The sequence below is a fragment of the Sediminicoccus sp. KRV36 genome, from assembly GCF_023243115.1.
Classification (GTDB): domain Bacteria; phylum Pseudomonadota; class Alphaproteobacteria; order Acetobacterales; family Acetobacteraceae; genus Roseococcus.
Genome location: NZ_CP085081.1, coordinates 3267762 through 3291222, shown reverse-complemented (window position 1 = coordinate 3291222; position 23461 = coordinate 3267762). Strand labels below are relative to the sequence as shown.

21 protein-coding genes are annotated in these 23461 nt (G+C 67.2%); 11 read left to right on the top strand and 10 right to left on the bottom strand.

Going from position 1 to position 23461, the window contains the following annotated elements; genetic code table 11:
* Positions 1–4 precede the first annotated feature (4 nt).
* Together ilvN and ilvC are read left to right on the top strand one after the other, a co-directional pair.
* A complete protein-coding gene (gene ilvN / locus LHU95_RS15590) occupies positions 5–520 on the top strand; it encodes an acetolactate synthase small subunit (protein ID WP_248707881.1) in 516 nt (171 codons plus the stop codon).
* 44 nt (positions 521–564) lie between these two features.
* The gene (ilvC, locus tag LHU95_RS15585; protein WP_248707880.1) at positions 565–1581 is read left to right on the top strand and encodes a ketol-acid reductoisomerase; all 1017 of its coding nucleotides are present in this window, start codon (positions 565–567) and stop codon (positions 1579–1581) included.
* 70 nt (positions 1582–1651) lie between these two features.
* On the opposite strand, the gene LHU95_RS15580 is transcribed toward ilvC, so the two are convergent.
* Together LHU95_RS15580 and LHU95_RS15575 are read right to left on the bottom strand one after the other, a co-directional pair.
* Positions 1652–2071: a CpaD family pilus assembly lipoprotein gene (locus LHU95_RS15580; protein WP_248707879.1), complete on the bottom strand. Its 420-nt coding sequence runs from the start codon at positions 2069–2071 to the stop codon at positions 1652–1654.
* Between the two features lie 75 nt (positions 2072–2146).
* Positions 2147–2608, bottom strand: a complete 462-nt coding sequence (locus tag LHU95_RS15575; protein WP_248707878.1) for an OmpA family protein — start codon at positions 2606–2608, stop codon at positions 2147–2149.
* Between the two features lie 113 nt (positions 2609–2721).
* Here LHU95_RS15575 and puuE point away from each other — a divergent pair, with 113 nt between their 5' ends.
* Positions 2722–3669, top strand: coding sequence for an allantoinase PuuE (puuE, locus tag LHU95_RS15570; RefSeq protein WP_248707877.1), 948 nt, complete (start codon positions 2722–2724; stop codon positions 3667–3669).
* A gap of 24 nt (positions 3670–3693) precedes the next feature.
* On the opposite strand, the gene aqpZ is transcribed toward puuE, so the two are convergent.
* Both aqpZ and LHU95_RS15560 read right to left on the bottom strand, forming a co-directional pair.
* Complete coding sequence (gene aqpZ, locus LHU95_RS15565; protein ID WP_248707876.1) at positions 3694–4380, bottom strand: aquaporin Z; 687 nt, start codon at positions 4378–4380, stop codon at positions 3694–3696.
* A 105-nt stretch (positions 4381–4485) separates the two neighbouring features.
* Entirely contained in the window at positions 4486–5478 is a 993-nt protein-coding gene (locus LHU95_RS15560) for a tripartite tricarboxylate transporter substrate binding protein (RefSeq protein WP_248707875.1), read from the bottom strand.
* Positions 5479–5787: 309 nt separating this feature from the next.
* Between LHU95_RS15560 and LHU95_RS15555 the strand changes: the two genes are divergently transcribed.
* On the top strand, positions 5788–7368 hold the full coding sequence (locus tag LHU95_RS15555) for a 2-isopropylmalate synthase (RefSeq protein ID WP_248707874.1): 1581 nt from the start codon (positions 5788–5790) through the stop codon (positions 7366–7368).
* A 3-nt stretch (positions 7369–7371) separates the two neighbouring features.
* On the opposite strand, the gene LHU95_RS15550 is transcribed toward LHU95_RS15555, so the two are convergent.
* Positions 7372–8376 (bottom strand): tripartite tricarboxylate transporter substrate-binding protein, encoded by a 1005-nt coding sequence (locus tag LHU95_RS15550; protein WP_248707873.1) that lies wholly within the window; start codon positions 8374–8376, stop codon positions 7372–7374.
* A gap of 178 nt (positions 8377–8554) precedes the next feature.
* On the opposite strand from LHU95_RS15550, the gene LHU95_RS15545 reads away from it, so the two are divergent.
* The 5 genes from LHU95_RS15545 to rodA all read left to right on the top strand — a co-directional run bounded on the left by LHU95_RS15545 (position 8555) and on the right by rodA (position 14468).
* Entirely contained in the window at positions 8555–9598 is a 1044-nt protein-coding gene (locus LHU95_RS15545) for a rod shape-determining protein (protein WP_248707872.1), read from the top strand.
* A 122-nt stretch (positions 9599–9720) separates the two neighbouring features.
* Positions 9721–10584, top strand: coding sequence for a rod shape-determining protein MreC (mreC, locus tag LHU95_RS15540; protein ID WP_248707871.1), 864 nt, complete (start codon positions 9721–9723; stop codon positions 10582–10584).
* 124 nt (positions 10585–10708) lie between these two features.
* A complete protein-coding gene (locus LHU95_RS15535) occupies positions 10709–11128 on the top strand; it encodes a rod shape-determining protein MreD (RefSeq protein ID WP_248707870.1) in 420 nt (139 codons plus the stop codon).
* Positions 11129–11338: 210 nt separating this feature from the next.
* Positions 11339–13204 carry a penicillin-binding protein 2 gene (gene mrdA, locus LHU95_RS15530; RefSeq protein WP_248707869.1) on the top strand — a complete coding sequence of 622 codons (1866 nt, stop codon included), beginning with the start codon at positions 11339–11341 and terminating at the stop codon, positions 13202–13204.
* A gap of 112 nt (positions 13205–13316) precedes the next feature.
* Positions 13317–14468, top strand: a complete 1152-nt coding sequence (rodA, locus tag LHU95_RS15525; RefSeq protein ID WP_248707868.1) for a rod shape-determining protein RodA — start codon at positions 13317–13319, stop codon at positions 14466–14468.
* Positions 14469–14521: 53 nt separating this feature from the next.
* Here rodA and LHU95_RS15520 read toward each other — a convergent pair whose 3' ends face one another.
* Positions 14522–14851, bottom strand: a complete 330-nt coding sequence (locus tag LHU95_RS15520; RefSeq protein WP_248707867.1) for a cytochrome c family protein — start codon at positions 14849–14851, stop codon at positions 14522–14524.
* Between the two features lie 192 nt (positions 14852–15043).
* Between LHU95_RS15520 and LHU95_RS15515 the strand changes: the two genes are divergently transcribed.
* Positions 15044–15331, top strand: coding sequence for a hypothetical protein (locus LHU95_RS15515; RefSeq protein WP_248707866.1), 288 nt, complete (start codon positions 15044–15046; stop codon positions 15329–15331).
* Positions 15332–15413: 82 nt separating this feature from the next.
* Here LHU95_RS15515 and LHU95_RS15510 read toward each other — a convergent pair whose 3' ends face one another.
* Together LHU95_RS15510 and LHU95_RS15505 are read right to left on the bottom strand one after the other, a co-directional pair.
* Positions 15414–15812 (bottom strand): cytochrome c family protein, encoded by a 399-nt coding sequence (locus LHU95_RS15510; RefSeq protein WP_248707865.1) that lies wholly within the window; start codon positions 15810–15812, stop codon positions 15414–15416.
* A 323-nt stretch (positions 15813–16135) separates the two neighbouring features.
* Positions 16136–16519 (bottom strand): response regulator, encoded by a 384-nt coding sequence (locus tag LHU95_RS15505; RefSeq protein ID WP_248707864.1) that lies wholly within the window; start codon positions 16517–16519, stop codon positions 16136–16138.
* Positions 16520–16791: 272 nt separating this feature from the next.
* Between LHU95_RS15505 and LHU95_RS15500 the strand changes: the two genes are divergently transcribed.
* Positions 16792–20388: a chemotaxis protein CheB gene (locus tag LHU95_RS15500; RefSeq protein ID WP_248707863.1), complete on the top strand. Its 3597-nt coding sequence runs from the start codon at positions 16792–16794 to the stop codon at positions 20386–20388.
* Between the two features lie 138 nt (positions 20389–20526).
* On the opposite strand, the gene LHU95_RS15495 is transcribed toward LHU95_RS15500, so the two are convergent.
* Positions 20527–22806, bottom strand: coding sequence for a heavy metal translocating P-type ATPase (locus LHU95_RS15495; RefSeq protein WP_248707862.1), 2280 nt, complete (start codon positions 22804–22806; stop codon positions 20527–20529).
* Between the two features lie 178 nt (positions 22807–22984).
* Positions 22985–23431 carry a nickel-responsive transcriptional regulator NikR gene (gene nikR / locus LHU95_RS15490; RefSeq protein ID WP_248707861.1) on the bottom strand — a complete coding sequence of 149 codons (447 nt, stop codon included), beginning with the start codon at positions 23429–23431 and terminating at the stop codon, positions 22985–22987.
* Between the last annotated feature and the right edge of the window lie 30 nt (positions 23432–23461).

Genomic DNA, 23461 nt, shown 5'->3' with positions numbered 1-23461 from the left:
ACCCATGGCAGACATGAATTCGCGAACCGCGACCATCGCGGTGCTGGTGGAAAACGAGTCGGGAATCCTGGCCCGGGTGGTCGGCCTCTTCTCGGGGCGGGGGTACAACATCGAAAGCCTGACGGTGGCGCCCGTGGATGATGAGAAGCGGCTCTCGCGCATCACCGTCGTCACCACCGGGACCGACATGGTGATCGAGCAGATCAAGGCGCAGCTGGACCGGCTGGTGCCAGTGCACCGGGTGAATGACCTCGCGCTGGAAGGACCGCACCTCGTGCGCGAATTGGCGCTCATCAAGGTGGTGGGTAAGGGCGAGAGCCGCGTCGAGGCGCTGCGCCTGGCCGATGCCTTCCGCGCCCGCGTGGTGGACGCGACGACGGAGAGCTTCGTCTTCGAGATGACCGGCAATGCCGAGAAGATTGATGCCTTTTGTGCCTTGATGCGCCCGCTGGGCCTCAAGGAAGTTTGCCGCACCGGGGCGGTTGCCATCGCGCGCGGCACGGCGCACATGGCGGCCTGATTTTCCCTTTCGACCAAGACCAGTAGCAAAGAGGAGCGCCCAAGATGCGCGTCTATTACGATCGTGATGCCGATGTGAACCTGATCAAGGCGAAGAAGGTCGCCGTGATCGGCTTCGGCTCCCAGGGCCATGCCCATGCCATGAACATGCGCGACAGCGGCGTGAAGGATGTGGTCATCGGCCTGCGTCCCGGCGGTTCCTGGAAGAAGGCCGAAGCTGCCGGCTTCCAGGTGATGTCGCCCGCCGATGCGGCCAAGTGGGCCGATATCGTCATGGTGCTGACGCCCGATGAACTCCAGGGCGATCTCTATCGCGATCACCTGCACGCCAACCTCAAGCCCGGCGCGGCGCTCGCCTTCGCCCATGGCCTGAACGTGCATTTCAACCTGCTCGATCCGCGCTCGGACATTGACGTGTTCATGATCGCGCCGAAGGGCCCCGGCCATACGGTGCGCGGCGAATACCAGAAGGGCGGCGGCGTGCCCTGCCTTGTGGCCGTCAACCAGAACCCCTCGGGCAATGCGCTGGAAATCGCCCTCTCCTACGCCTCGGCCATTGGCGGCGGGCGTTCGGGCGTGATCGAGACGACCTTCAAGGAAGAATGCGAGACCGACCTCTTCGGCGAACAGGTCGTGCTCTGCGGCGGCCTGGTGGAGCTCATCAAGGCTGGCTTCGAGACGCTGGTGGAAGCCGGCTACGCCCCCGAGATGGCCTATTTCGAGTGCCTGCACGAGGTGAAGCTCATCGTTGACCTGATCTATGAGGGCGGCATCGCCAACATGAACTACTCGATCAGCAACACGGCCGAATACGGCGAATACGTCACCGGCCCACGCATCATCACGGATGAGACCAAGGCGGAGATGAAGCGCGTGCTGGCCGATATCCAGACCGGCAAGTTTGCCCGCGACTGGATGCTGGAAAACAAGGTGAACCAGGCCAGCTTCAAGGCCACGCGCCGCCGCCTGGCCGAGCATCCGATCGAGGAAGTGGGTGCCAAGCTGCGCGCCATGATGCCCTGGATCACCAAGGGCGCCCTGGTGGACAAGGCAAAGAACTAATCTTGCCAGCAGGCAAGCAGAAGGGCCGGCGGAGCAATCCGTCGGCCCTTTTTCGTTGTGTCGGGGGTGCTTAGCGCACCTGCACCTGGACCACGTCCGGGTCGGCATTGGCCATCATCCCGGCATTCACCACCCGGATGCGGCTGCCGGCCACGCCGTGTTGCGCCAGCGCGCTGCGCACGGTTGCCGTGCGCGCACGGGACATGGCGAGGTCCATCCGCTCGGAATAGCTGGTAATGGTGACGGGCGAGCGCGGATTGGCCATCAGCCGATCCAGCACGGGGCCGAGGCTGGCGCGGGCCATCGGCGTCAGGTTCGAGGTGCCGGCATCAAAGCGGATGGCGGCCACGCGGCCATCGCCGGTCGGCAGGGCCGGGGCTGCGACTGGGGCAGGCGCCGGGGGGCGCGGCGGCGGGGGCGGCGGCTCCTGCGCGCAGGCGGCGAGCAGGGCGGCGGCGGCAAAGGCGCCGGAGAGGGTCTTGAACGACATGTAGGAGTTCCTTCGGGCATGGGGCCCGCAAGGACCCCAACACCCAAAGGAAGCGATGGTTACACGCGCGGCGAATTAACGCTGGCCGCGATCCACCCGGACCTCAACGCGGCGGCTCTCCAGGCTCTCGAAGCCCGGCGTGGCGCCACGGTAGAGGATACGGAGCCGGCGGGCAGGCACGCCATTGGCGATCAGCGCATCGGCCACCACGCGCGCCCGCAGCCGCGAGAGGGTCATGTTGGCCTCGGCCGAGCCGCGCGGGTCGGAATAGCCCACCACCAGGACCGGCACGCGGGGATTGGCCTTGATGCGGGTCGCCACTTCATTCAGGGCCACCTGGGCGGGCTCCTCCAGCAGGGCGGACCAGGCCTCGAAGAAGATCGGCAGCGCGCGGTTGGGGTCCACCGGGGCGGCGGGTGCCGCGGCCGGCGGCGGCGGGGGAGGGGCAGCCGCGACAACCGGCGCGGGCGTCTCCGCGCAAGCCGCGAGGGCCAAGAGGGCGGCGCCAAAAGCGGCTTGGGTCAGGCTGCGGGGCATGGGGTCTTCTCCTGAATTCACCGACGAATCGGCGGCGATTGCAGTCTTTTGCAACAGTCGGCCGCCGCTGTCACCGCTTGACCGGAAAGGCCGCGCGTTCAAGCCTCCCGGACATGACCCATATCATGGCCCCTGGCACCACCTACCCACGCGATCTGCGGGGCTATGGCCCCCATACGCCCGACCCACGCTGGCCTAATGGCGCGAAGCTCGCCCTCTCCTTCGTGCTGAACTATGAGGAGGGGGGCGAGAACACTGTGCTCAACGGCGATGCCGCCTCGGAAATCTATCTGCACGAAGTCCCCGGCGGCAGCCCCCTGGTGGGGGAACGCAACCGAACTGTGGAGACGCAATTCGACTATGGGGCGCGAGCCGGCGTCTGGCGCATCCTGCGCCTCTTTGCCGCGCGCGGGCTGAAGCTCACGGTCTATGGCGTCGGCCGTGCGCTGGAGCTCAACCCTGACGTGGCGCGGGCCTTCGCCGAGCAGGGACATGAGGTGGCAAGCCATGGCTGGCGCTGGATCGACTATCACGCCATGCCCGAAGCCGCGGAACGCGCCGAAATCGCGCGCTGCGTGGAGACCATCACCCGGCTGACCGGCAAGCGGCCGGTTGGCTGGTACACGGGGCGCATCAGCCCCAATACGCGCCGCCTGGTCGCGGAGCATGGCGGCTTTCTCTACGACAGCGATTCCTATGATGACGACCTGCCCCACTACATCGAGGTGTCGGGCAAGCCGCAGCTCGTCATCCCCTATACGCTCGACAATAATGACATGAAATTCGCCGTGCCGCCCGGTTTTGGCGACCCTGACGGATTCGAGCGGCATTTGCGGGATGCTTGCGACATGCTGCGTGCGGAGGGGGCCGATGGCTCACCGAAGATGATGAGTGTGGGGCTGCATTGCCGCCTCGCGGGCCGGCCGGGCCGCGCCGCGGCGCTTGCCCGTTTTCTCGACCATGTCGTGGCGTGTGGCGACGTCTGGGTCGCGCGGCGCGAGGATATCGCGCGCCATTGGTGGGAGACCCACCCACCGCAGGCGATCCATCCGGCAAAATGAGCAGGATGGATCGCCCGGGCTTGATCAGTCTTCGTCGCTGAAGCGATGCGCCAGGCCGGCAAACACCGCGCCGAGCATCGGCGCCAGCCAGAAGAGCCAGAGCTGGTGCAGCGCCGTGCCGCCCATGATGAGGGCGGGGCCGGTGCTGCGCGCCGGGTTCACCGAGGTGTTGGTCACCGGGATGCTGATGAGATGGATCAGCGTCAACCCGAGGCCGATGGCGATGGGCGCGAAGCCTGCCGGCGCACGCTTGGAGGTGGAGCCCAGGATGATCATGAGGAACATGAAGGTCATGACCAGCTCGGTCAGGAAGCCCACCGCCATGCTGTATTTCCCGGGAGATGCGTCGCCATAGCCATTGGCGGCGAGGCCCTTGCTGATATCCCAGCCCGGCGCGCCCGAAGCGATGGCATAGAGCACCATGGCGGCGACGATGGCGCCACCGACCTGCGCGATCATGTAGGGGATGGCTTCATCCGCATCGAAACGCCCGGCACAGACCAGGCCGAGCGTCACGGCCGGGTTCAAATGGCAGCCCGAGACGTGGCCGATGGCGTAGGCCATGGTCAGGACCGTCAGGCCGAAGGCCAGGGACACGCCGACCAGGCCGATCCCCACCTCGGGGAAGGCCGCCGCGAGCACGGCGCTGCCGCAGCCCCCGAGGACAAGCCAGAATGTACCCAGAAATTCAAAACCAAGCCTTTGCGGCATATCCCGCCTCCTCGAAAAATTTAATTCCCTGACCATGCAACGCTACACGCCAATCCCCTCGGGAGAGAAGAGGGGATCGAAAACCGCATATCTAAACCGAGAAGATTACTCGGTAATTCTTTCAATCCGATTGACCCTGACCACTTCGCGCCAGCGCGTGACTTCGCTGTTGACATGGGCGACGAAGCGCTCAGGCGGGCCGCCTTCCGGGCGGGCTCCCATGTCACGCAGCCGCGACTGCACCAGTTCATCGGTGAGCGCCATGTTCAGCAGGGCGTTCAGTCGTGCCACCACGGCGGGCGGCGTGCCGCGCGGGGCCATGTAGCCGAACCAGGGCTCGATCACGGCATCCGGCATGCCGGCCTCCTCCAGCGTGGGCACATCCGGCAGCGCTGCATCACGCGTGCGGCCGCTGACGACCAGCGCGCGCAGCTGCCCGCCGCGAATGGCGCCGATCAGCGTCGGCGTGTTCTCGAAAAAGAGCTGCGTGTCCCCCGAGATCACCGCCTGCATTCCCGGCGCACCGCCGCGAAAGGGCACATGCGTCATCTGCAGGCCAAGCCGCCCATTGAGAAATTCGCCAAGCAGGTGGTTCGAGGCGCCAAAGCCCGAGGAGGAGAAATTCACGCGTGGGCCCTCGCGCTTCGCCCAGGCCACGAATTGCTGGAAATCACGCGCCGGATGGTCGGGGCGGACAGCCAGGGCGTTCATCACGCTGGCACTCCAGAAGACCGGCACCAGGTCGCGCTCGATGTCGAAGGGCATACGGGCATAGATGGCGGCGTTGATCGCGCAATTGCCGATGGTGCAGGCGCCCAGCGTATAGCCATCGGGTGCGGACTGCGCGGCGGCCGCCATGCCGATATTGCCATTGGCGCCCGAGCGGTTCTCCACCACCCAGCGATGCGGCAGATCGCGCGAGGCGCGCTCGGCCAGGATGCGGGCGATCAAATCCGTGGCGCCACCAGGCGGAAAGGGCAGGATGATGCGGACCGGCCGCTCGGGCTGCCATTCCTGGCCTTGGGCCTGCCCCTGGGCCTGCGCCGCGGCGGGAAGGGTCAGGAACAGGGCGCAAAGGGCCATCAGGGGGCGGCGCATGGTGTTTCCTCCGGTCATTGCTTTGCGGGCAGCTTGGCCGGGACGGCGCGCCACGTCCATGCTTGGCTTGATCGCCTTTCGCTGCCGCCTTATGGTGCGCGCATGGCGATGATGACCGCATGCTTGATGCTGTCCGCCGGGTTGTTCGCTTTTGTGCAGCGGGCCCGGTCGGTCTCGCTCGGCCTTCTTCCGCTTCGACTTTCCCGCCCCTGGGTGTGAGCTGAGGCCGCGCGCGGCCCGCACAACTCAGGGGACCCTGGTCCACCAGGGGTATTCACCGGAAAGCCTTCGAACTCTGCGAGATCACCCATGAGCATCAACCATCCCTCCTTCGGCACGCTCGACGCTGGCCGCATCATCATCTTCGACACGACTTTGCGCGACGGCGAGCAATCGCCGGGCTTCTCCATGAATCTGGACGAGAAGCTGCGCATGGCCGAGGCGCTGCATGAACTCGGCGCCGATGTGCTGGAGGCGGGCTTCGCCATCGCCAGCCCCGGCGATTTCGAGAGCGTGCAATCCATCGCCAGGCGCTTCGCCAAGGATGGTCCCGTCATCGCCAGCCTGAGCCGCGCGAATGCCGCGGATATCCTGGCCTCGGCCGAGGCGACCAAGCCCGCCGCCCGCCCGCGCATCCATATCGTGCTGGCCACCAGCGATCTGCACATGCGCGTCAAGCTGCGCATGACGCGGGAAGAGGTGCTGGAGCGCATCACCGAGAGCGTGAGCCTGGCCCGCAACCATGCGGCCGATGTCGAATGGTCGGCCGAAGATGGCTCGCGCTCTGATCTCGAATTCCTCTGCCGTTGCGTCGAGACGGCGATCAAGGCGGGCGCCACGACCATCAATATCCCGGACACGGTGGGGTACTCACTGCCGGCCGATATGGGGCTGATTTTCTCGACGCTGATGAACAAGGTGCCGAATGCGGATCAGGTGATCTTCTCGGCGCATAATCACAATGACCTGGGGCTGGCCGTGGCCAATACCCTGGCCGCCATCCAGGCCGGCGCCCGGCAGATCGAATGCACCATCAATGGCATCGGCGAGCGCGCCGGGAATGCGAGCCTGGAGGAGATCGCCATGGCGCTCCGCACCCGGCATGACGCGCTGGGCCTGCGGACCGGCATCGAGAGCAAGCGCATTTTGCGCACCTCCAAGCTGCTGGCGACCATCACCGGCTTCGACGTGCAGCCCAACAAGGCCATCGTCGGCCGCAACGCCTTCGCGCATGAGAGCGGCATCCATCAGGATGGCGTGCTGAAGGATGCCAGCACCTATGAGATCATGACGCCGGAATCCGTGGGCTGGACCACGAATTCCATCGTGCTGGGCAAGCATTCCGGTCGCGCCGCCTTCCGCGACCGGTTGAAGACCCTGGGCTATGAGGTCGGCGACAACCAGCTGAATGACGCCTTCAAGCGCTTCAAGGATTTGGCCGACCGCAAGAAGGTGGTTTACGACGAGGACATCGCCGCCCTCGTGGATGACGAGGTCGGCCGCGGCAATGACCGCATCAAGCTGACCGGCCTGAATGTCTCCACCGGCATGGGCACCAAGCCGATGGCGACCATCGCGCTTGATGTGGACGGGGCACGCCGTGATGGCATGGCCATGGGGGATGGTGGCGTGGATGCCACCTTCAACGCGCTGCGCGCCGCCTTCCCGCATGAGGTCAATCTCAAGCTGTTCGCTGTCCAGAGCGTGACAGGCGGCACCGACGCCCAGGCGCGCGTGACAATCCGTCTGGAGGAAAACGGCAAGCTCGTGGACGGGCAGGGGGCGGATACGGATACGATCGTCGCCGCCGCGCGGGCCTATGTGCACGCGCTGAACAAGCTGCTGGTGAAGCGGGAGCGGACCGAGCCGCCCCCGGTCGCGGCCGAGTAAGCCTCACTCGACCCGGATATTGAGCCGGCGAATGAGTGCCGCGTAGAGCGGGGTCTCGGTCGCGATCTGCCGCTGCATCGCGGCCGGCCCCATTTCGGGCGCCGAGAGGGAGAGTGCATCCAGCCGCTGCCGCGCGGCGGGGGCGGCAAAGACCTCCGCCGTGGTGCTCGCCAGGGTCGCCAGCACCGCGGCTGGGGTGCCCGCGGTGGCCGAGGCGCTGAACCACCCGGTCACCACCACGCCGGCCAGCCCCTGCTCGGCGAAGCTTGGCACCTCGGGCAGGGCCGGCAGCCGGGCGGTGGCGGTCACGCCCAGCGCCCGCAACTGGCCTGACTGGATATGCGGCTTGGCGGAGGCCACCGTGTCGAACATCAGGTCGATATTGCCGGCCAGCAGGTCGGGCACGGCCTGGCCGCTGCCGCGATAGGGGACATGCGTCATGGTCACGCCCGCGCGCTCGGCGAAGATTTCGGCCGCCAGATGCGCCATGCTGCCATTGCCGAAGGAGCCGTAGCTGAGTGCCCCCGGCCGGGCGCGCGCCCGCTCCAGGAAGGCGGCCAGGCTGGCCGGGCCTCGCGCCGCATGGACCACCAGCACATAGGGTGTTTCAGCCAGCAGGCTGACATGGGCGAAATCCGCCACGGGATCATAGCCGAGATCGGGCAACAGGGACGGGTTGACCGTGAAGCTGACATTGGTGCCCACCAGCAGGATGTGCCCGTCCGCAGGCCGCGCGCGGGCCACGGCGCGCGCGCCGATGGCCGTCGCCGCGCCGGGGCGGTTCTCGACGATGAAGCTGCCGCCCAGCCGCTCCTGCAGGCCCTGCGCCAGGATGCGGCCGAGAATGTCGGTGGCACCACCGGCGGCATAGGGTACGACCAGTGTGACTGTCCGCGCCGGATAGGCGGTCTGGGCGCGGGCTGGCGCGGCTGGAACGAAAGCGCTCAAAGCGGGAGTGCCGAGGGCGAGTCCGCTGAGCAGCGCAGCGCGGCGGGTGGTCATGGTCATCGGGGCATCCTCCAGGATGGCTTTGCGCCGGTTCAGCCGGCGATTATCCCCAATCATGCCACGGCCGGCGCGGCCCTGGCGAGGCGGCGCGCGCGCAACGGGTTGCCCCAGGGGACACTTGGGGCTAGGGGTCCCTGTCTCAGACCACCCCATGGCCACCCTCTGGAAGGCTCCCCGCATGTTCTCTCGCCTGTTCGGCTTCCTCTCCGCCGACATGGCCATTGACCTCGGCACCGCGAACACACTCGTTTACGTGAAGGGCCGGGGCATTGTGCTGAACGAGCCGTCTGTTGTCGCGATTTCCGACAATCGCGGCCGCAAGCAGGTGCTCGCGGTCGGTGAGGAGGCGAAGCAGATGCTGGGCCGCACGCCCGGCAACATCGCCGCCATTCGCCCCCTGCGCGACGGCGTGATCGCCGATTTCGAAGTGGCGGAGGAAATGATCAAGCATTTCATCCGCAAGGTGCATAACCGCCGCAGCTTCACTTCGCCGCTCATTATCGTCTGCGTGCCTTCCGGCTCGACCGCGGTGGAGCGCCGCGCCATCCAGGAAAGCGCCGAAAGCGCTGGCGCCCGCAAGGTCCTGCTGATCGAGGAACCGATGGCGGCCGCGATCGGCGCCGGCCTGCCCGTGACCGAGCCTTCGGGCTCCATGGTCGTGGATATTGGCGGCGGCACGACGGAAGTGGCCGTGATTTCGCTGGGCGGCATTGTCTATGCGCGCAGCGTGCGCGTGGGTGGCGACAAAATGGATGAGGCGGTGATTTCGTATATTCGCCGCACCCACAACCTGCTGATCGGCGAAAGCTCGGCCGAACGGATCAAGATGACCATCGGCGCCGCGGCCCCTCCGCTGGATGGCGAGGAAGGCCCGCTCACCGAGGTCAAGGGCCGGGACCTGATGAACGGCGTCCCGCGCGAGGTGCTGGTCAGCCAGCGGGAGATTGCCTATTCGCTGATGGAGCCAGTCACGTCGATCGTGGATGCGGTGAAAGTGGCCCTTGAGAATACGCCGCCCGAACTGGCGGCCGATATCGTGGACAAGGGAATTGTCCTCACCGGCGGTGGGGCCCTGCTGTACCGGCTGGATGAAGTGCTGCGCGATGCGACAGGCCTGCCCGTTGTTGTGGCAGAGGAGCCGTTGAATTGCGTGGCGATGGGCACTGGCCGCGCCCTGGAGGAGCTGAAGCGGCTTCGCCAGGTGCTGACTTCGATGTATTGAGAGCTACCGAATCACTCTTCGATCCTGTTGTGTAGTCCTGAGCATTTTTCTCCGATACGGCTGGATATGCCGTGGCGGAAATGGTCTCAATCCCTCGATGGGCCCCATGGGGCGGAGATGCCGTGATCCGTCTGAGTATCCCGCTGAGACAGGCTTTAGCCCGGCTTTCCCTGCCGGTGCTGATCGCGGCCGCCTTCGGCATCATGCTGCTGGGCAAGGCGGATGCGCTGCTGATCGAGCGCATGCGGATGTCCTTGGCGGATGCTCTGGCACCCATCTGGGGCGCCGTGCAGGAACCTGTCTCCGCCGTGCGTGATGCGGTGCAGGAGGGTGAGGCGCTGTGGAACATGCGGGCCGAGAATGCCCGCCTGATCGAGGAAAATGAGCGTCTGCGCCGTTGGCAAGCGACGGCCCTGGCCCTCGAGGCCGAGAACGCGCTCCTGCGCCGCCAGCTCTCCTGGGTGCCGGACCCCGCCCCGCAATTCCGCACGGCCCGCGTGGTGGCGGATGCGGGCGGCACCTATGCCCGCGCTGTCCTGCTGGCGACGGGCCCGCAACACAATGTGCGCAAAGGGCAGATCGCACTGGATGAGCGCGGCTTCGCAGGCCGCGTGACGGAGGTGGGCAGCCGCTCCGCCCGCGTCCTGCTCGCGACGGACATCAACAGTCGCGTGCCGGTCACGCTGGAAACCAGCCGGGCACGGGCCATCATGGTGGGCAACAACGCGGCGCGGCCAAGGCTCCAGCATTGGCCTGAGGGCACCTTGCCGCGCGAAGGCGATCGCGTCGTGACCAGCGCTCAGGCGGGCGCCTTCCCGGCCGGGCTGCCGGTCGGCGTGGTGCGCTGGACAGAGAGCGGCGCCGTTGAGGTGGAGCTTTTCGCGCATCTGGAGCGGCTGGATGTGCTGCGGCTGTTTGATTTCGGGCTTTCCGGGATCTTGCCGCCGGAATCCGTGGCCCGGCCCGAGCCGCGCGGGCGGCGCTGACCGCATGGTCTCCAAGGGCCGGCCGGAGCCGCCCATGGGCTTGCTCCAGCGCCTGGATGCAGCTGCGCGCGCGGGATTTCCGGGACTCTTTACCGCTTTCCTGATCATTTTGGCAGCGGTCCCCGTGGGCCTTCCCGGGATCATCGGCGCCGTGGCGCTGCCCTGCATTTTCTTCTGGACGATCTTCCGTCCGGCTGCCATGCCCGCACCCGTGGTGTTCTTTCTTGGTCTTTTGCAGGATCTCCTCTCCTTTGCCGCCCTCGGGACGGGGGTGCTGACCCTGCTCATCCTGCATGGGGTGACGCTGCGCCTCCGCGATTTCCTCGTGCGGCAATCCTTTCTCTCGGCCTGGGTGGTGTTCAGCGCCTTCGCCGCCGGGGCTGGCGCGCTGGGCTGGGCGCTGCAGGCTGTGCTTGGCTGGATGTTGCCGCCGGCAGCGCCGGGATTGCACCAGTTCGGCATCGCGGTCGGCCTCTACCCGGCCTTGGCCTGGGTGCTGGCGCGCCTGCACACGGCCATGCGCCGGGCGGAGACGGCACTGTGAAGATGCCGCGCATCTTCCGTCGCACGAAAGGCGGGATTGAGAATTTTTCGATGCGTCACGCCGGGGGCGTGCGGTCATGAAGATGCCGCGCATCTTCCGTCGCTCGAAAGGCGGGATTGAGAATTTTTCGATGCGTCACGCCGGGGGCGTGCGGTCATGAAGATGCCGCGCATCTTCCGTCGCTCGAAAGGCGGGATTGAAAATTTCTCAATGCGCGGCGTCAAGCGGGAGGAAGAGGAGCGGCGCTCCGTCTTCACCCGCCGCGCCTTGCTCATGGGCGGCACGCAATTGGGGGCCTTTGGCTTCCTGGGATACCGCTTGCACAAGCTGCAGGTGGAACAGGGTGAGCGCTACGCCACGCTGGCCGAGGAAAATCGCCTCTCCGCCCGGCTGCTCTCGCCACCGCGCGGCCGCGTGCTGGACCGCAATGAGCGGGTGGTGGCTGGCAATCGCCTCAACTGGCGCGCGCTGCTGGTGGCCGAGCACACGGCCGATGTCGGCGCCACGCTGGAAACCTTCAGCCGCATCGTGCCGCTGGCCGACCATGAACGCGCCCGGGTGGAGCGGGATGTCCGCCGCCGCCGCCGCTTCGTGCCCGTGATCGTGCGCGAATTCCTGACCTGGGAGGAGATGGCGCGGATCGAAGTCAACGCGCCCGACCTGCCCGGCATCCTGATCGATGTCGGCACCACCCGGATCTACCCCGAGGCCGAGCATCTGGCCCATATCGTCGGCTATGTGGCGCCACCCGCCGAGCGCGACATGGATGGCGACCCACTGCTGCAATTGCCCGGCATCCGTGTCGGGCGCTCCGGGATTGAGCGGCATCACGACCAGGTGCTGCGAGGCCGCGCCGGCGCTGTGCAACTCGAAGTGAATGCCGTGGGCCGCGTGATCCGCGAACTGGACCGGCGCGAGGGCATGCCCGGCCAGGATATCGAGATCAGCGTCGATACCGAATTACAGAAGACCCTGCGCGGAAAGATTGAGGAAGGCACCTCCATCGTCGTCATGAATGCACGCAATGGCGAAGTGCTGGCCATGGCAAGCCAGCCCAGCTTCGACCCGAATGTGTTCAATTCCGGCGTCAGCGGCGCGCAATGGCGGCAATGGACGGCCAACCGCGCAACACCCCTGATCAACAAGGCGACCAACGGCCTTTACGCCCCGGGCTCGACCTTCAAGATGGTGGTGGCGCTGGCCGGGCTTGAGGCGCGCGTCATCAGCACAGGCGAGCGCGTCACCTGCCCCGGCCATTTCGACCTGGGCGAGAGCCGGTTCCATTGCTGGAATCGCAGCGGTCATGGCGGCGTGGAAATGCGCACCGCGCTCAAGGTCAGCTGCGACGTTTATTTCTACGAACTGGCCAAGCGCCTGGGCATCAACCGCATCGCCGCCATGTCACGGCGGTTCGGCCTCGGGGTGGACCTCGACATCGAGTTGCCGGGCACCCGCCGCGGCCTTGTGCCGACGCGTGAATGGCGTGAGGCGCAGGGGCGGGGCTGGGCCTTGGGCGACACGGTGGTGCATGGCATTGGGCAGGGCTTCTACCAGCTCACTCCGCTCAGCCTGTGCACAATGACGGCGCGGCTGGCCACGGGCCGCGCGATCCAGCCGCATCTGACGCGCAGCATCGGCGGCCGCCCGGTGCGCGGCAGCCGGCCGGAGGACTGGCCCAGCATGGGTATCCCCGACCGTGACATGCGCCTCGTGCGGGATGCCATGTGGGCGGTGGTGAATGAGCCTGGCGGCACGGCGCTGCCCTCCCGCCTGCCGGGCGGCTACGGCATGATGGCGGGCAAGACCGGCACCACCCAGGTGCGCCGCGTAACGCGTGAGCAGCGCGAGCGGGGCTTCCATGTCAGCCAGGTGCCGCGCGAATGGCGGCCACATGCCCTGTTTGTTGGGTATGCGCCGCATGACAATCCGCTTTATGCGGTGAGCGTGATCGTCGAGCATGGCAGCTCGGGCTCGGGCACGGCCGCCCCATTGGCGCGGGATGCGCTGGTTGAAACCTTCAACCGCTTCCGCCAGACGCCCGGACCACGCGTGGCGGATGTGGGACGCGGAACATGAAGGCGGCGCCGGATGCTCCAGGGTTGCGCCGCGGCGCGCTGCGCCCGTGCATGGTCGGCCAGGGCATGGCGCAAGCCTGCAACCTGCCCGCGCACCGAACGAGGGCAGCATAATGTCCACCGTCTTTGAGAAGCGCCTGCTCACCGGTGATCGTGGCGCCGGCATTCTCCAGAAGCTCTGGCAGATTCCCTGGCTTTTCGTCTTGCTGCTCTGTTCCGTGGCGGCGGTGGGGTATGTCGCGCTCTATTCGGCCGGCAGCGGCAATCCTGATCTCTATGCCACGAAGCACGCGCTGCGGTTTGGCTTCTGCCTCGTGCTGATGCTGTGCATCGGCTTCGTGGATATCCGGGTGATCGCGAAGCTTGCGCCGCTTGGCTATCTGGGGGGCGTCGGGCTGCTGGTCTTGGTGGCCTTGCATGGCGAAGTGGGGAAGGGGGCGCAGCGCTGGGTCGATTTGGGGCCGCTGCAGTTGCAGCCCTCGGAATTGATGAAGATCATGCTGGTCCTGGCCTTGGCCGCCTGGTTCCATCGGGCGAGTTGGGACAGGGTGGGCAATCCGTTTTTCCTGGTGATCCCGGCGGTGCTGACGCTGGTGCCGGTGGCGCTCATCTTCAAGCAGCCCAATCTCGGCACGGCGCTCATCACGGCCGCGCTGGGTGGTGCCATGTTCTGGGCGGCGGGCGTGCGCTGGTGGAAATTTGCCGCGATCATTGGCGCGGCGGTGGCGGCGGCGCCCATCGTCTATGAGAATTTGCGCGATTATCAGCGCGCCCGGATCACCACCTTCCTTGATCCCGAATCCGACCCGCTGGGGGCCGGCTACAACATCATCCAGTCCAAGATCGCGCTGGGCTCAGGCGGGTTGTGGGGCAAGGGGTTTTTGCAGGGCACCCAGGGCCATCTGAACTTCCTGCCGGAGAAGCAGACGGATTTCATCTTCACGATGATTGCCGAGGAATTTGGCCTGGTGGGCGCCATGGGCACCCTGGCCCTTCTGATGAGTGTTGTGGGGTTCTGCTTCCTGGTCGCCCTGCGCTGCCGGCATCAATTCGGCAGGCTGCTCGCGATCGGCCTGGGAACCAATTACTTTCTGTACATCTTCGTCAATGTCGCCATGGTCACGGGCAGCATTCCTGTGGGCGGTGTGCCGCTGCCGCTGATCAGCCATGGTGGCAGCGCCATGTTGACGACGATGATAGGTTTTGGCCTGCTGATCAGTGCCTGGGTGCATCGCGACGCGGAATTCGGCCCAGCGCAGGACTGAGCAACGGGCCCAAAGGGTCGGCGTCAAGGCCGACCCTTTGGCCGCTTCCCGGCTTACTGGGCTGTGCTGGCGCGCTCGAGATAGGCCAGCAGGTCATTCAACTGCTGCTCGTTGCGAATGCCGGCGAAGGACATGGAGCCTGCGGGCACCACGGCCTTGGGGTCGGTCAGATAGGCGCGCAGGTTGTCCACGTTCCAGACCAGGCCCTCACCGGCCTTGGCCCGCATCGGCGCCGAATAACGGAACGCCTCGATCGAGCCGGCCGGGCGGCCCCACAGGCCGTACAGATTGGGGCCCACGCCATTGCGGCCACCCTGATTGATCGTGTGGCAGGCGCGGCACTGGTTGAATACCCGTGCCCCTGCATCAGCATCCTGTGCCATTGCGCCACTCAGCGGCGCAAGCGCCAGGGCTGCTGCCGCCATCATCCAAACCCGCATCGAACCATTCCTCCATGCATCTAACTTACCCTCCCTTAATGGGCATTCCTGACCTTCCTGCAATACCCTGACAGGGGTGGCAAGGGCGGCGTGGCCGTCATAAGAGAGCCGGGTGTTGGGGCAGTGGCGGAGAATATGTTGGACGGTCCGGGCGTGATGGCGGATTTTTTCGCCTCCGGTCGCGTGGCCGATCTGATTCTGCTGGTGCTGTTGCTGGAGGGGGTGGCCCTGGGCCTCTACCACAGCCGAACCGGGCGAGGCGTGGCGCTGGCCGCAGTCCTGCCCTTCCTGCTGGCAGGGGCCGCCTTCGCGCTCAGCCTCCGGGCATCGCTGACAGGCGCTGGATGGCCGCTGGTTGCGCTGCCCCTGATCGGCGCGCTCGCCGCCCATCTGTGGGATCTTGCGACGCGCTGGCGGCGGTGAAGCCCTCACCCAGGCAGGAATGCCCGGGTGAGGACGTGGCCACAAAACTTCACCAGGAGTGGCCGGGCACGCCCGTCGGTGGCTACTGGCCGCCGACCGAGCGCAGATAGGCGATCACGTCGCTGATGTTCTGCGCATTTTCCTTGAAGCCTGGAAAGGACATGGAGCCTGCCGGCACCACCGCCTTGGGGTCGGCCAGATAGGCGCGCAGATTGGCTTCGTTCCAGACCAGGCCGGCCGTCGCGCGCTCGCGCATCGGCGCGGAGTAGCGGAAGCCCTCGATCGAGCCGGCCGGGCGGCCATAGACGCGATACAGGTTGGGGCCGACGCCGTTGCGCCCGCCTTCATTCGGCGTGTGGCAAACGCGGCACTGGTTGAACAGGCGCTGGCCGTTTTCGACCACGCCCGCCGGCGCGTCCTGTGCCACGGCAGCGAGGGGTGAAAGCGCCACGAAAACGGCGGCGAACATCATGGAGCGCATGCTTGGAAACTCTCCTCAGGGTGGCTGCCGGACGAAGACCGTGCCGGGCTGTCGGAATAACGCTCGGAAATGCGCTGCGACAACTTTCGGCGGCATGACGTTTGCGCAACCCGCGGCTTCCGGGGGCGCCGGGTTACATGACCGGCCGGCGCGGCGCCATGTCGGTGACGCGCGCAATCTGCCGAGGTCCGGCCGAGCGCGTGCTCCCCCAAGGCGTGCGCGATCTGCTCCGGAGTGTCCCTCGGTTGCGGCGCAACGCCCGGCGCCCGCCCTTTGGCAGGACGCGGAGGTGATGCTTCGTGCCATGGGCCTCGGCCCGGGTATCAGGGGTTCTGCGGGCCAGCTGCGCCCATGGCCGCCGCGGACATGGTCACCTGCGCAATCGCCAGCTCCAGCTCCAGCTCCGAGAAGGGCTTGCGCAGCTCAGCCACCCCGCGGGACAGGATCGCCCGATGCGTTGGGGCGCCGCTCATCCAGATGTGCGGGATGAAGCCATCCCGCAGGATTCGCTCCACGGCGGAGATACCACTGCCGGCACGCAGTCGCTCATCGGCCAGGATCAGGTCCGGCCGGGCTTTGCCGGCGGCCGCCACGGCGCCCTCCTCGGTACCCTCCACGGCCGTCACCTCATGCCCCATGGCCGCGAGAAGCTGCGCGAGCAACATCCCGATCACCACCTCATCCTCGATGATCAGCACCCGAAGCATCAGGCTCCTCCGCTCCCCGCCTGAAGAGCTGGGGCTTGCCGCCAGGCACGCGGCAACATTCCGGAATGGTATCACCCTCATGCCCAAGCTCCCAGATGTTGCCTCACGCCTCCTGTCAGGTGAACTGCAGGCAAGGCCCATGTGGCTGACGTCGGAACTGGCTGACGCCCACGATACATTTCTGGCCTGAATATTCACGCGTGCGGGCCGAATGATGATAAGTGGCTGAATGGTTGGGCGCAGCAGTGCTCCGCCAGAACCAGGAGCGTGCCGTGCCAGCCATCGCACAAGACTCTCCGGGCAAGGCTCTGTCCATCATTGCCATCGGCGCCTCGGCCGGCGGGCTGGAGGCCAGTCGCCGCTTCCTGGATGCCTGGCCGAAGCAACCGGGATTCGCCTTCATTCTGGTGCAGCATCTCGACCCGATGCATCCCAGCCTGCTGGTGGAGCTGCTGGCCACACACACATCTCTGAACGTGCTGCAGGCCACCGACGGAGCGGTGATCGAGGCCGAGCATCTCTACATCATCGCGCCCGGTACAACGCTGGGAGTGCGGGCCGGGCGGCTTGTGGTCTCACTCCCCACGGAGCGGCATGGCGCGCGGCTGCCCTTTGATGTGCTGCTGCGTTCACTGGCTGCGGAACCCGATGCGGCGGGCAGCATGGCCGTTGTGCTGTCGGGCACTGGCGAGGATGGCACAAAGGGCGCCCTGGCCCTGCGGGCAGCGGGCGGCTTCGTGCTGGCACAGGAGCCGGCCGAGGCCGGCTTCGGCGGAATGCCAGGTGCTGTCATCGCCGCCAATGCCGTAGACTTGGTGCTCCCCGTGGCCGCCATGGCTGAGGCGCTGGTGGCGCGGTCGTTGCAGCGCCAGCCCCGACCCTCCGCGCGTGCCGCGGAGGATCGGTTGGCGCGGATCGTGGCGTTGCTGCGGCAGCGCGGAGCCACGGATTTCAGCCTCTACAAGCCAGGCACGCTGCGCCGCCGGATTGAGCGCCGCATGGGGCTGGCCGGTACGCCCGGACTGGAAAGCTATCTCGCCCTGCTCGAAGCCGATCCCGCCGAGGCCCAGCATCTGGCAAAGGATCTGCTGATCCATGTGACCGCCTTCTTTCGCGATCCAGAGGTGTTCGCGCTACTGGCCGAGCGCGTCATCCCCGACATGCTCGCCTCGCACCCGGCCGGCCAGGCCTTGCGAATCTGGGTGGCCGGTTGCAGCACGGGTGAGGAAACCTGGTCCCTGGCGATCCTGTTTCGTGAAGCGATCGCAGCCGCGGGTCAGGATATCCGGCTGCAGATCTTCGCCTCCGACAAGGATGCCGATGCCGTGGCGACAGCCAGGCAGGCGCGTTACCCCGCCGTGATTGAATCCGCCGTCTCGCCCGCGCGGCTGAAGCGCTTCTTCACGCGTGAGGATGATGCCTGGCTGGTCAATGGGGAACTGCGCTCCCTGGTGGTGTTCACCGTCCAGGATGTGCTGGCGGACCCGCCCTTCTCGCGGCTTGATTTCATCTCCTGCCGCAACCTGCTGATCTATCTCCGGCCCCAGGCGCAGGCGCGCGTGGCCGCGTTGTTCCGCTTCGCACTGCGCCCGGGCGGCATCCTGCTGCTCGGCGGCTCGGAGACCCTGGGCGCCAATGAAACAGGCTTCGCCGTGGTGGCGAAGGCCGAGCGCATCTGGCGGCGCCATATGGGTGACAGCCCGGCCAATCATGGCCTGGATTTCGCGGCATTCGCCACAGTGCCACGCAGTGCAACGCCGCCTCGGCCGATGAGGATGGCGGAGCAGTGTCGCCGTATTCTGGACCAGCATTATGGCCCCGCCGCCGTGCTGGTGGATGCGCAGAATCGATGCCTGCATTCGCTGGGTCCCACGGACCGCTATCTGCTGCATGCGTCCGGCGCCGCCACCCAGCAACTCCTGGCGATTGCGCGGCCTGGACTCAGGGCGCGATTGCGATCCGCCTTGGCCGCGGCGCGTGAGCCTGGCCGCGCATGTCTGCGCGATGACAGGCGGAATCCGATCATCGATATCCGGCAAATCCTCGATCACGGTGAAATGCTGCTGCTCGTCTGCTTCATTGAAGCGCCCCCTGCCGTGTCTTCGCCGGGCCGGCCCCCTGCAGCCCGAAACCAGCCACGCATCGCCGTCCTCGAGCGCGAGCTGGAGAGCACGCGTGCCGAATTGCATGGCGCCATTCAGGACCTCGAAGGTGCGGCCGAGGAGCAGCGCGCGCTGAATGACGAGGCGCTCTCGGTGAATGAGGAATACCAGTCCACCAATGAGGAGTTGCTGACCTCCAAGGAGGAGCTGCAATCGCTGAACGAGGAATTGACCGTGCTGAACGGCCAACTCCAGGAAACGCTGGAGCACAGCCGGACCACCTCCAACGATCTGCAAAACGTCCTCTACAGCACTGAGGAAGCAACAATTTTCCTGGATGCGAATTTGCATATCCGGTTCTTCACGCCGGCCACACGCGCGGTGTTCAGCGTGTTGTCCGGCGATCTCGGCCGCCCGCTGGCGGATCTGCGCTCGCTCGCCACGGATGCGGCCCTGCTGGAGGATGCGGCGGCTGTGCTCGCGGGCGCGGCACCCCGCATGCAGGAGATCACGACAGCTGAGGGCGCCTGGTTCAATCGTCGCGTCCTCCCCTATCGCGCGCAGGATGCGACGGTGGCGGGTGTGGTCATCACCTTTGTGGACATCACCGAACGCCGGAAGACAGCCGCCCTGCTGGAGGAGGCGACGCACCGCGCGGAACAGGCGAGCGCCGTGAAGTCACGCTTCCTGGGGGCTGCCAGCCATGACCTCCGCCAGCCGCTCCAGACACTGACCCTGCTGCGGGACCTGTTGGCGAAGATCGTGGAGGGTGATGAAGCGCGCAAGCTCGTGGCGATGCAGGCCCCCACACTCGCCGCGATGGCGGGGATGCTGGATACGCTGCTCGACATCAACCAGATCGAGACCGGGACGCTCAAGGCCAACCCCATCGCCTTCTCCATGGATGGGCTGCTGGACCAGCTGCGTGAGGAGTTCAGCTACCTGGCCGCCGGACAGGGGCTGGATCTGCGTGTCGTACCGTGTGGACTCAGCATCAGGAGCGACCCACGGCTGCTCGACCAGATTCTGCGCAACCTTCTGTCAAACGCGCTGAAATACACGCGGGAGGGCCGCATCCTGCTGGGCTGCCGGCGCCGCGCAGGCCTGCTCCGCATCGAGGTCTGGGATACCGGGATCGGCATTCCAGAAAAGGACAAGAAGGCGATCTTTGACGAGTACCATCAGCTCGACAATGCAGCGCGCGAGCGGGAGCGCGGGCTTGGCCTTGGGCTTGCCATCGTGCAGCGGCTCGCCGTGCTGCTGGGGCATGGCCTGGACGTGCAATCCAGGCCTGGACGAGGCTCCGTCTTTTCGATCACGGTGCCGGTCTGCGGGGCGGCTGCCATCCTGCCGGTACCGGCCACGCTGCCTGCCAGCATGCATCGGACCGGGGCCATCCTCGTCGTGGAGGATGATGCCGCTGTCCGTGATCTGCTGGTGCGGGTGCTGACGGCGGAAGGGCATGCCGCCATCGCGGCGGCGGATGGTGAGGCTGCACTCGCGCTGATCGCGCGCGGCGCCATCCGCCCCGAAATCATCCTGGCGGATTTCAACCTGCCCAAGGGTATCAACGGGTTGCGGCTTGGCGATTTGTTGCGGGAAAGATTGGGCATGGCCGTGCCGATCATCATCCTGACCGCAGATATCTCGACTGAGACGCTGCGTGGCATCGCCGAACGGAATTTTCTTCGGCTGCACAAGCCGGTGCGTGCCGCGGATCTCACCGCCCTGCTGCAACGCCTGCTCAGCGAAGCCGCGTCGGGCTGATCACCAGCGGCCTCATGGCCCCGGGCGGCGCAAGGGGTGGAGCAACGCAACAGCTGCGCATCCGCGGCGGCCCTCTGCCATCACGCGGGAGCGCGCGTCGCCTTGGCGCAAAGATCACATCACAGGCCCGGCTGAAACCTACGCGGCCGTTGCGTTGAACTCCGCCAGCGCCTCTTCTTCAATGGTCAGGTGCAGGCTGAGCATCGCCTCCAGCTCAAACAGGCTGCGGCGCAGGGGGCCCGAGGCCGCGGCCCAGCCATCAGGGCCTTGGGCTGCGGCGATCAGGTTGCCGACTTCACCGACCAGCACCTCGATCGCGGTATGCATCCGGATCAGCGGCCCCATCGGGTCCAGCCCGCCCAGCCGCTGCGCCGCAAGCGGGTAGAGGGTGCGTTCCTCGGCACGCTGATGCGGCAGGACCTCCGCCCTCAGTCGTGCCTCCAATGCCGCGATGTCGGGCAGTGATTCTGGCCCGGCCCCCATCGCATCCGCCGCGTCGCGCAGCGCCTCGGCCAGGTGGCGCAGCGCTGCGTGCTCGGCCTGCCGCTCCACCAGGCCGGCCGAAGCCGGCAGTGGTGCGGGTGTCGCCTCACGCCAGCCAGGCCGCAACGCGGTCAGCGCGAACAGGATCGCCGCGACATCAATCCCCTCCTGCAGCACCGCACCGGCCAGGGGCGTCAGGAAGCCCATCGCTGCCGCAATCATGGCCAGGCCTGAGAGCCCCATGCCCAGGGCGATGGCCTGCAAGGCGATGCGCCGGCTGCGCTGCGCGATGGCGATGGCATCCACGATGCGGTCCAGCCGGTCCACCAGCAGCACGACATCGCCCGCTTCGGCCGCCGCCGCCGTGCCCTGCGCGCCCATCGCGATGCCCACCCCGGCCGCGGCCAGGGCCGGCGCATCGTTGATGCCATCGCCAACCATCGCCGTCGGCGCCGTGACGGATTCCTGCTGCACCACCGCGATCTTCTGTGCTGGCGCGCAATCGGCCTGCACGGCATCCAGGCGCAGCGCCGCCGCGATGGGTGCGGCGGCGGCCGCACGATCACCGGTCAGCATCACCATCCGCGTCACACCCAGCGCGCGCAGAGCGCGCAGGGTGCGCGGCGCTTCCGGGCGGAGACCATCGGCCAGGACGAAGACCGCGACCGCCCGTCCCTCCTGCGCCAGCCAGGAGACCGAGCCCGCCACGGCCACCACCGCCGGCGAAGCGCCAAGGCTGCCCAGATCGGCCACGCCGCGCCGCGCCAGGAAGGCCTGGCTGCCGAGCAGCAGATGCTGGCCCGCCACGCTGCCGGCCACACCGCCGCCAGCCGCTTCCTCCGGCGCGTCAAGCAACGGCAGGTCGAGGGCACGCGCACGTGCGGCGCCTGCCAATGCCTCAGAAACCGGATGGGTTGAGCCCTGCGCCAGGATGCCGGCCAGCCGCAGCGCCGCATCACGCTCCATCCCCGGCGCCACATCCATGGCCACGAGGCGCAGTTGGCCGGTGGTCAGCGTCCCGGTCTTGTCGAACAGCACGGTGCGGATGCGGGCCAGTCGCTCCAGCGCGCCGCCGCCCTTGATGACGATGCCGCGGGAGGCCGCCCGGCCGATACCCGCCACCAGCGCAATGGGGGCCGCGAGGATGAGCGGGCAGGGGGTGGCCACCACCAGCACCGCCAGTGCCCGCACGGCATCGCCCGTCCAGGCCCAGGCCCCGCCTGCCACGATTGCCGTCAGCGCCACGAAGCCGAGCGCCCATTGATCCGCGAGGCGCGCGAGGGGCGGGCGGGCTTCAGCGGCATCACGCGTCAGCCGGATGATCGCGGCGTAGCTGCTGGCATCGGCCGTGTGCGTGGCGCGGAGGCGAAAGGCGCCCCCCGCATTCACCGCGCCGCTGCGCAGCTTGCCACCGCGGAGCAGGTTCACCGGCAGGGATTCGCCGGTCAATGCGCTGTCATCAAGGGTGGCGGCCTCGTCTTCCAGCACGCCATCCGCCGGCACGGTCTCGCCCTTACGGACCAGCAGGATGTCGCCCACGGCAATCGCGGCGACGCCGATCTCCTCGATGCCTGAAGCTGTCACGCGCGCGGCCTGGCGCGGCGCGCGGGCGAGCAGGGCGGTCAGCGCCCGCGTGGCACGGCCCTCGGCCCAACCCTCCAGCGCCTCCCCTCCGGCCACCATCAGCGCCACCACGGCGCCGGTCAGCGGCTCGCTCATGGCGACGGCGGCCAGGATGGCGGCCAGGGCGATGATGTCCACGCCGAGCTTCCCGCCCAGCAGGGAGCGCGCGACGCCGATGGCGACATGCGCGGCAACCGGCAGGGCCGTGATGGACCAGGCCCAGCCGGCCGCGGCGCTTTGGCCAAGCGCCAGCAGGATCGCCCCGCCAAGAAGACCGAGCAGCACCCAGGCCAGCAGCGCCATGCGGCTCATCTAGGGGGTGTCCCGCATGGCTGGCCATTTGATGGCTTGCCCCTGCGGCTCTGGGAGACGCAGGCGACGCATGGCGCTGCGGATGATCATGCCCTGCTCCTTGTTCGAGTTGACAGCATATCGAAGATGCTGCCGAGGGACATGGCGCGCCTCGCTGGGCGCCAGGCTCGTCTCGTCGTTACGTTTTTTGCCGGGCCAGCCGGCGTGCGGGCGGCGCGGCAGCTTGCGGAATGGGCATGACGTTGATGCCGCCCAGCCGAACGCCGCGTTCGCGCACCAGCGCCTCGGCAAAGCCCCGCACCTGGGCGGCCGGGCCGCGCAGCAGCGCGACCTCGACGCATTGATGATGGTCGAGATGCAGATGCAGCGTCGTGACGCCCAGATCATGGTGCGCATGCTGCGCCTCGGTCAGGCGGCGGCCGAGTTCGCGCTCATGATGGTCATACAGATAGGATACGGCCGCGACGCAGGGCAGGGATGGGTCCCGCTCCCCTGCCGCATCGCGCAGCCCGGCGCGCAGCAGGTCGCGCATCGCTTCCGAGCGGTTATCGTAGCCGCGGTTCGTCATGAAGGCGTCAAGCGCTTCGGCGGTGTCGTCATCGAGGCTGATGGTCAGGCGTTGCACGGCGATCTCCCTCGCCACCGAGGCTAGCGC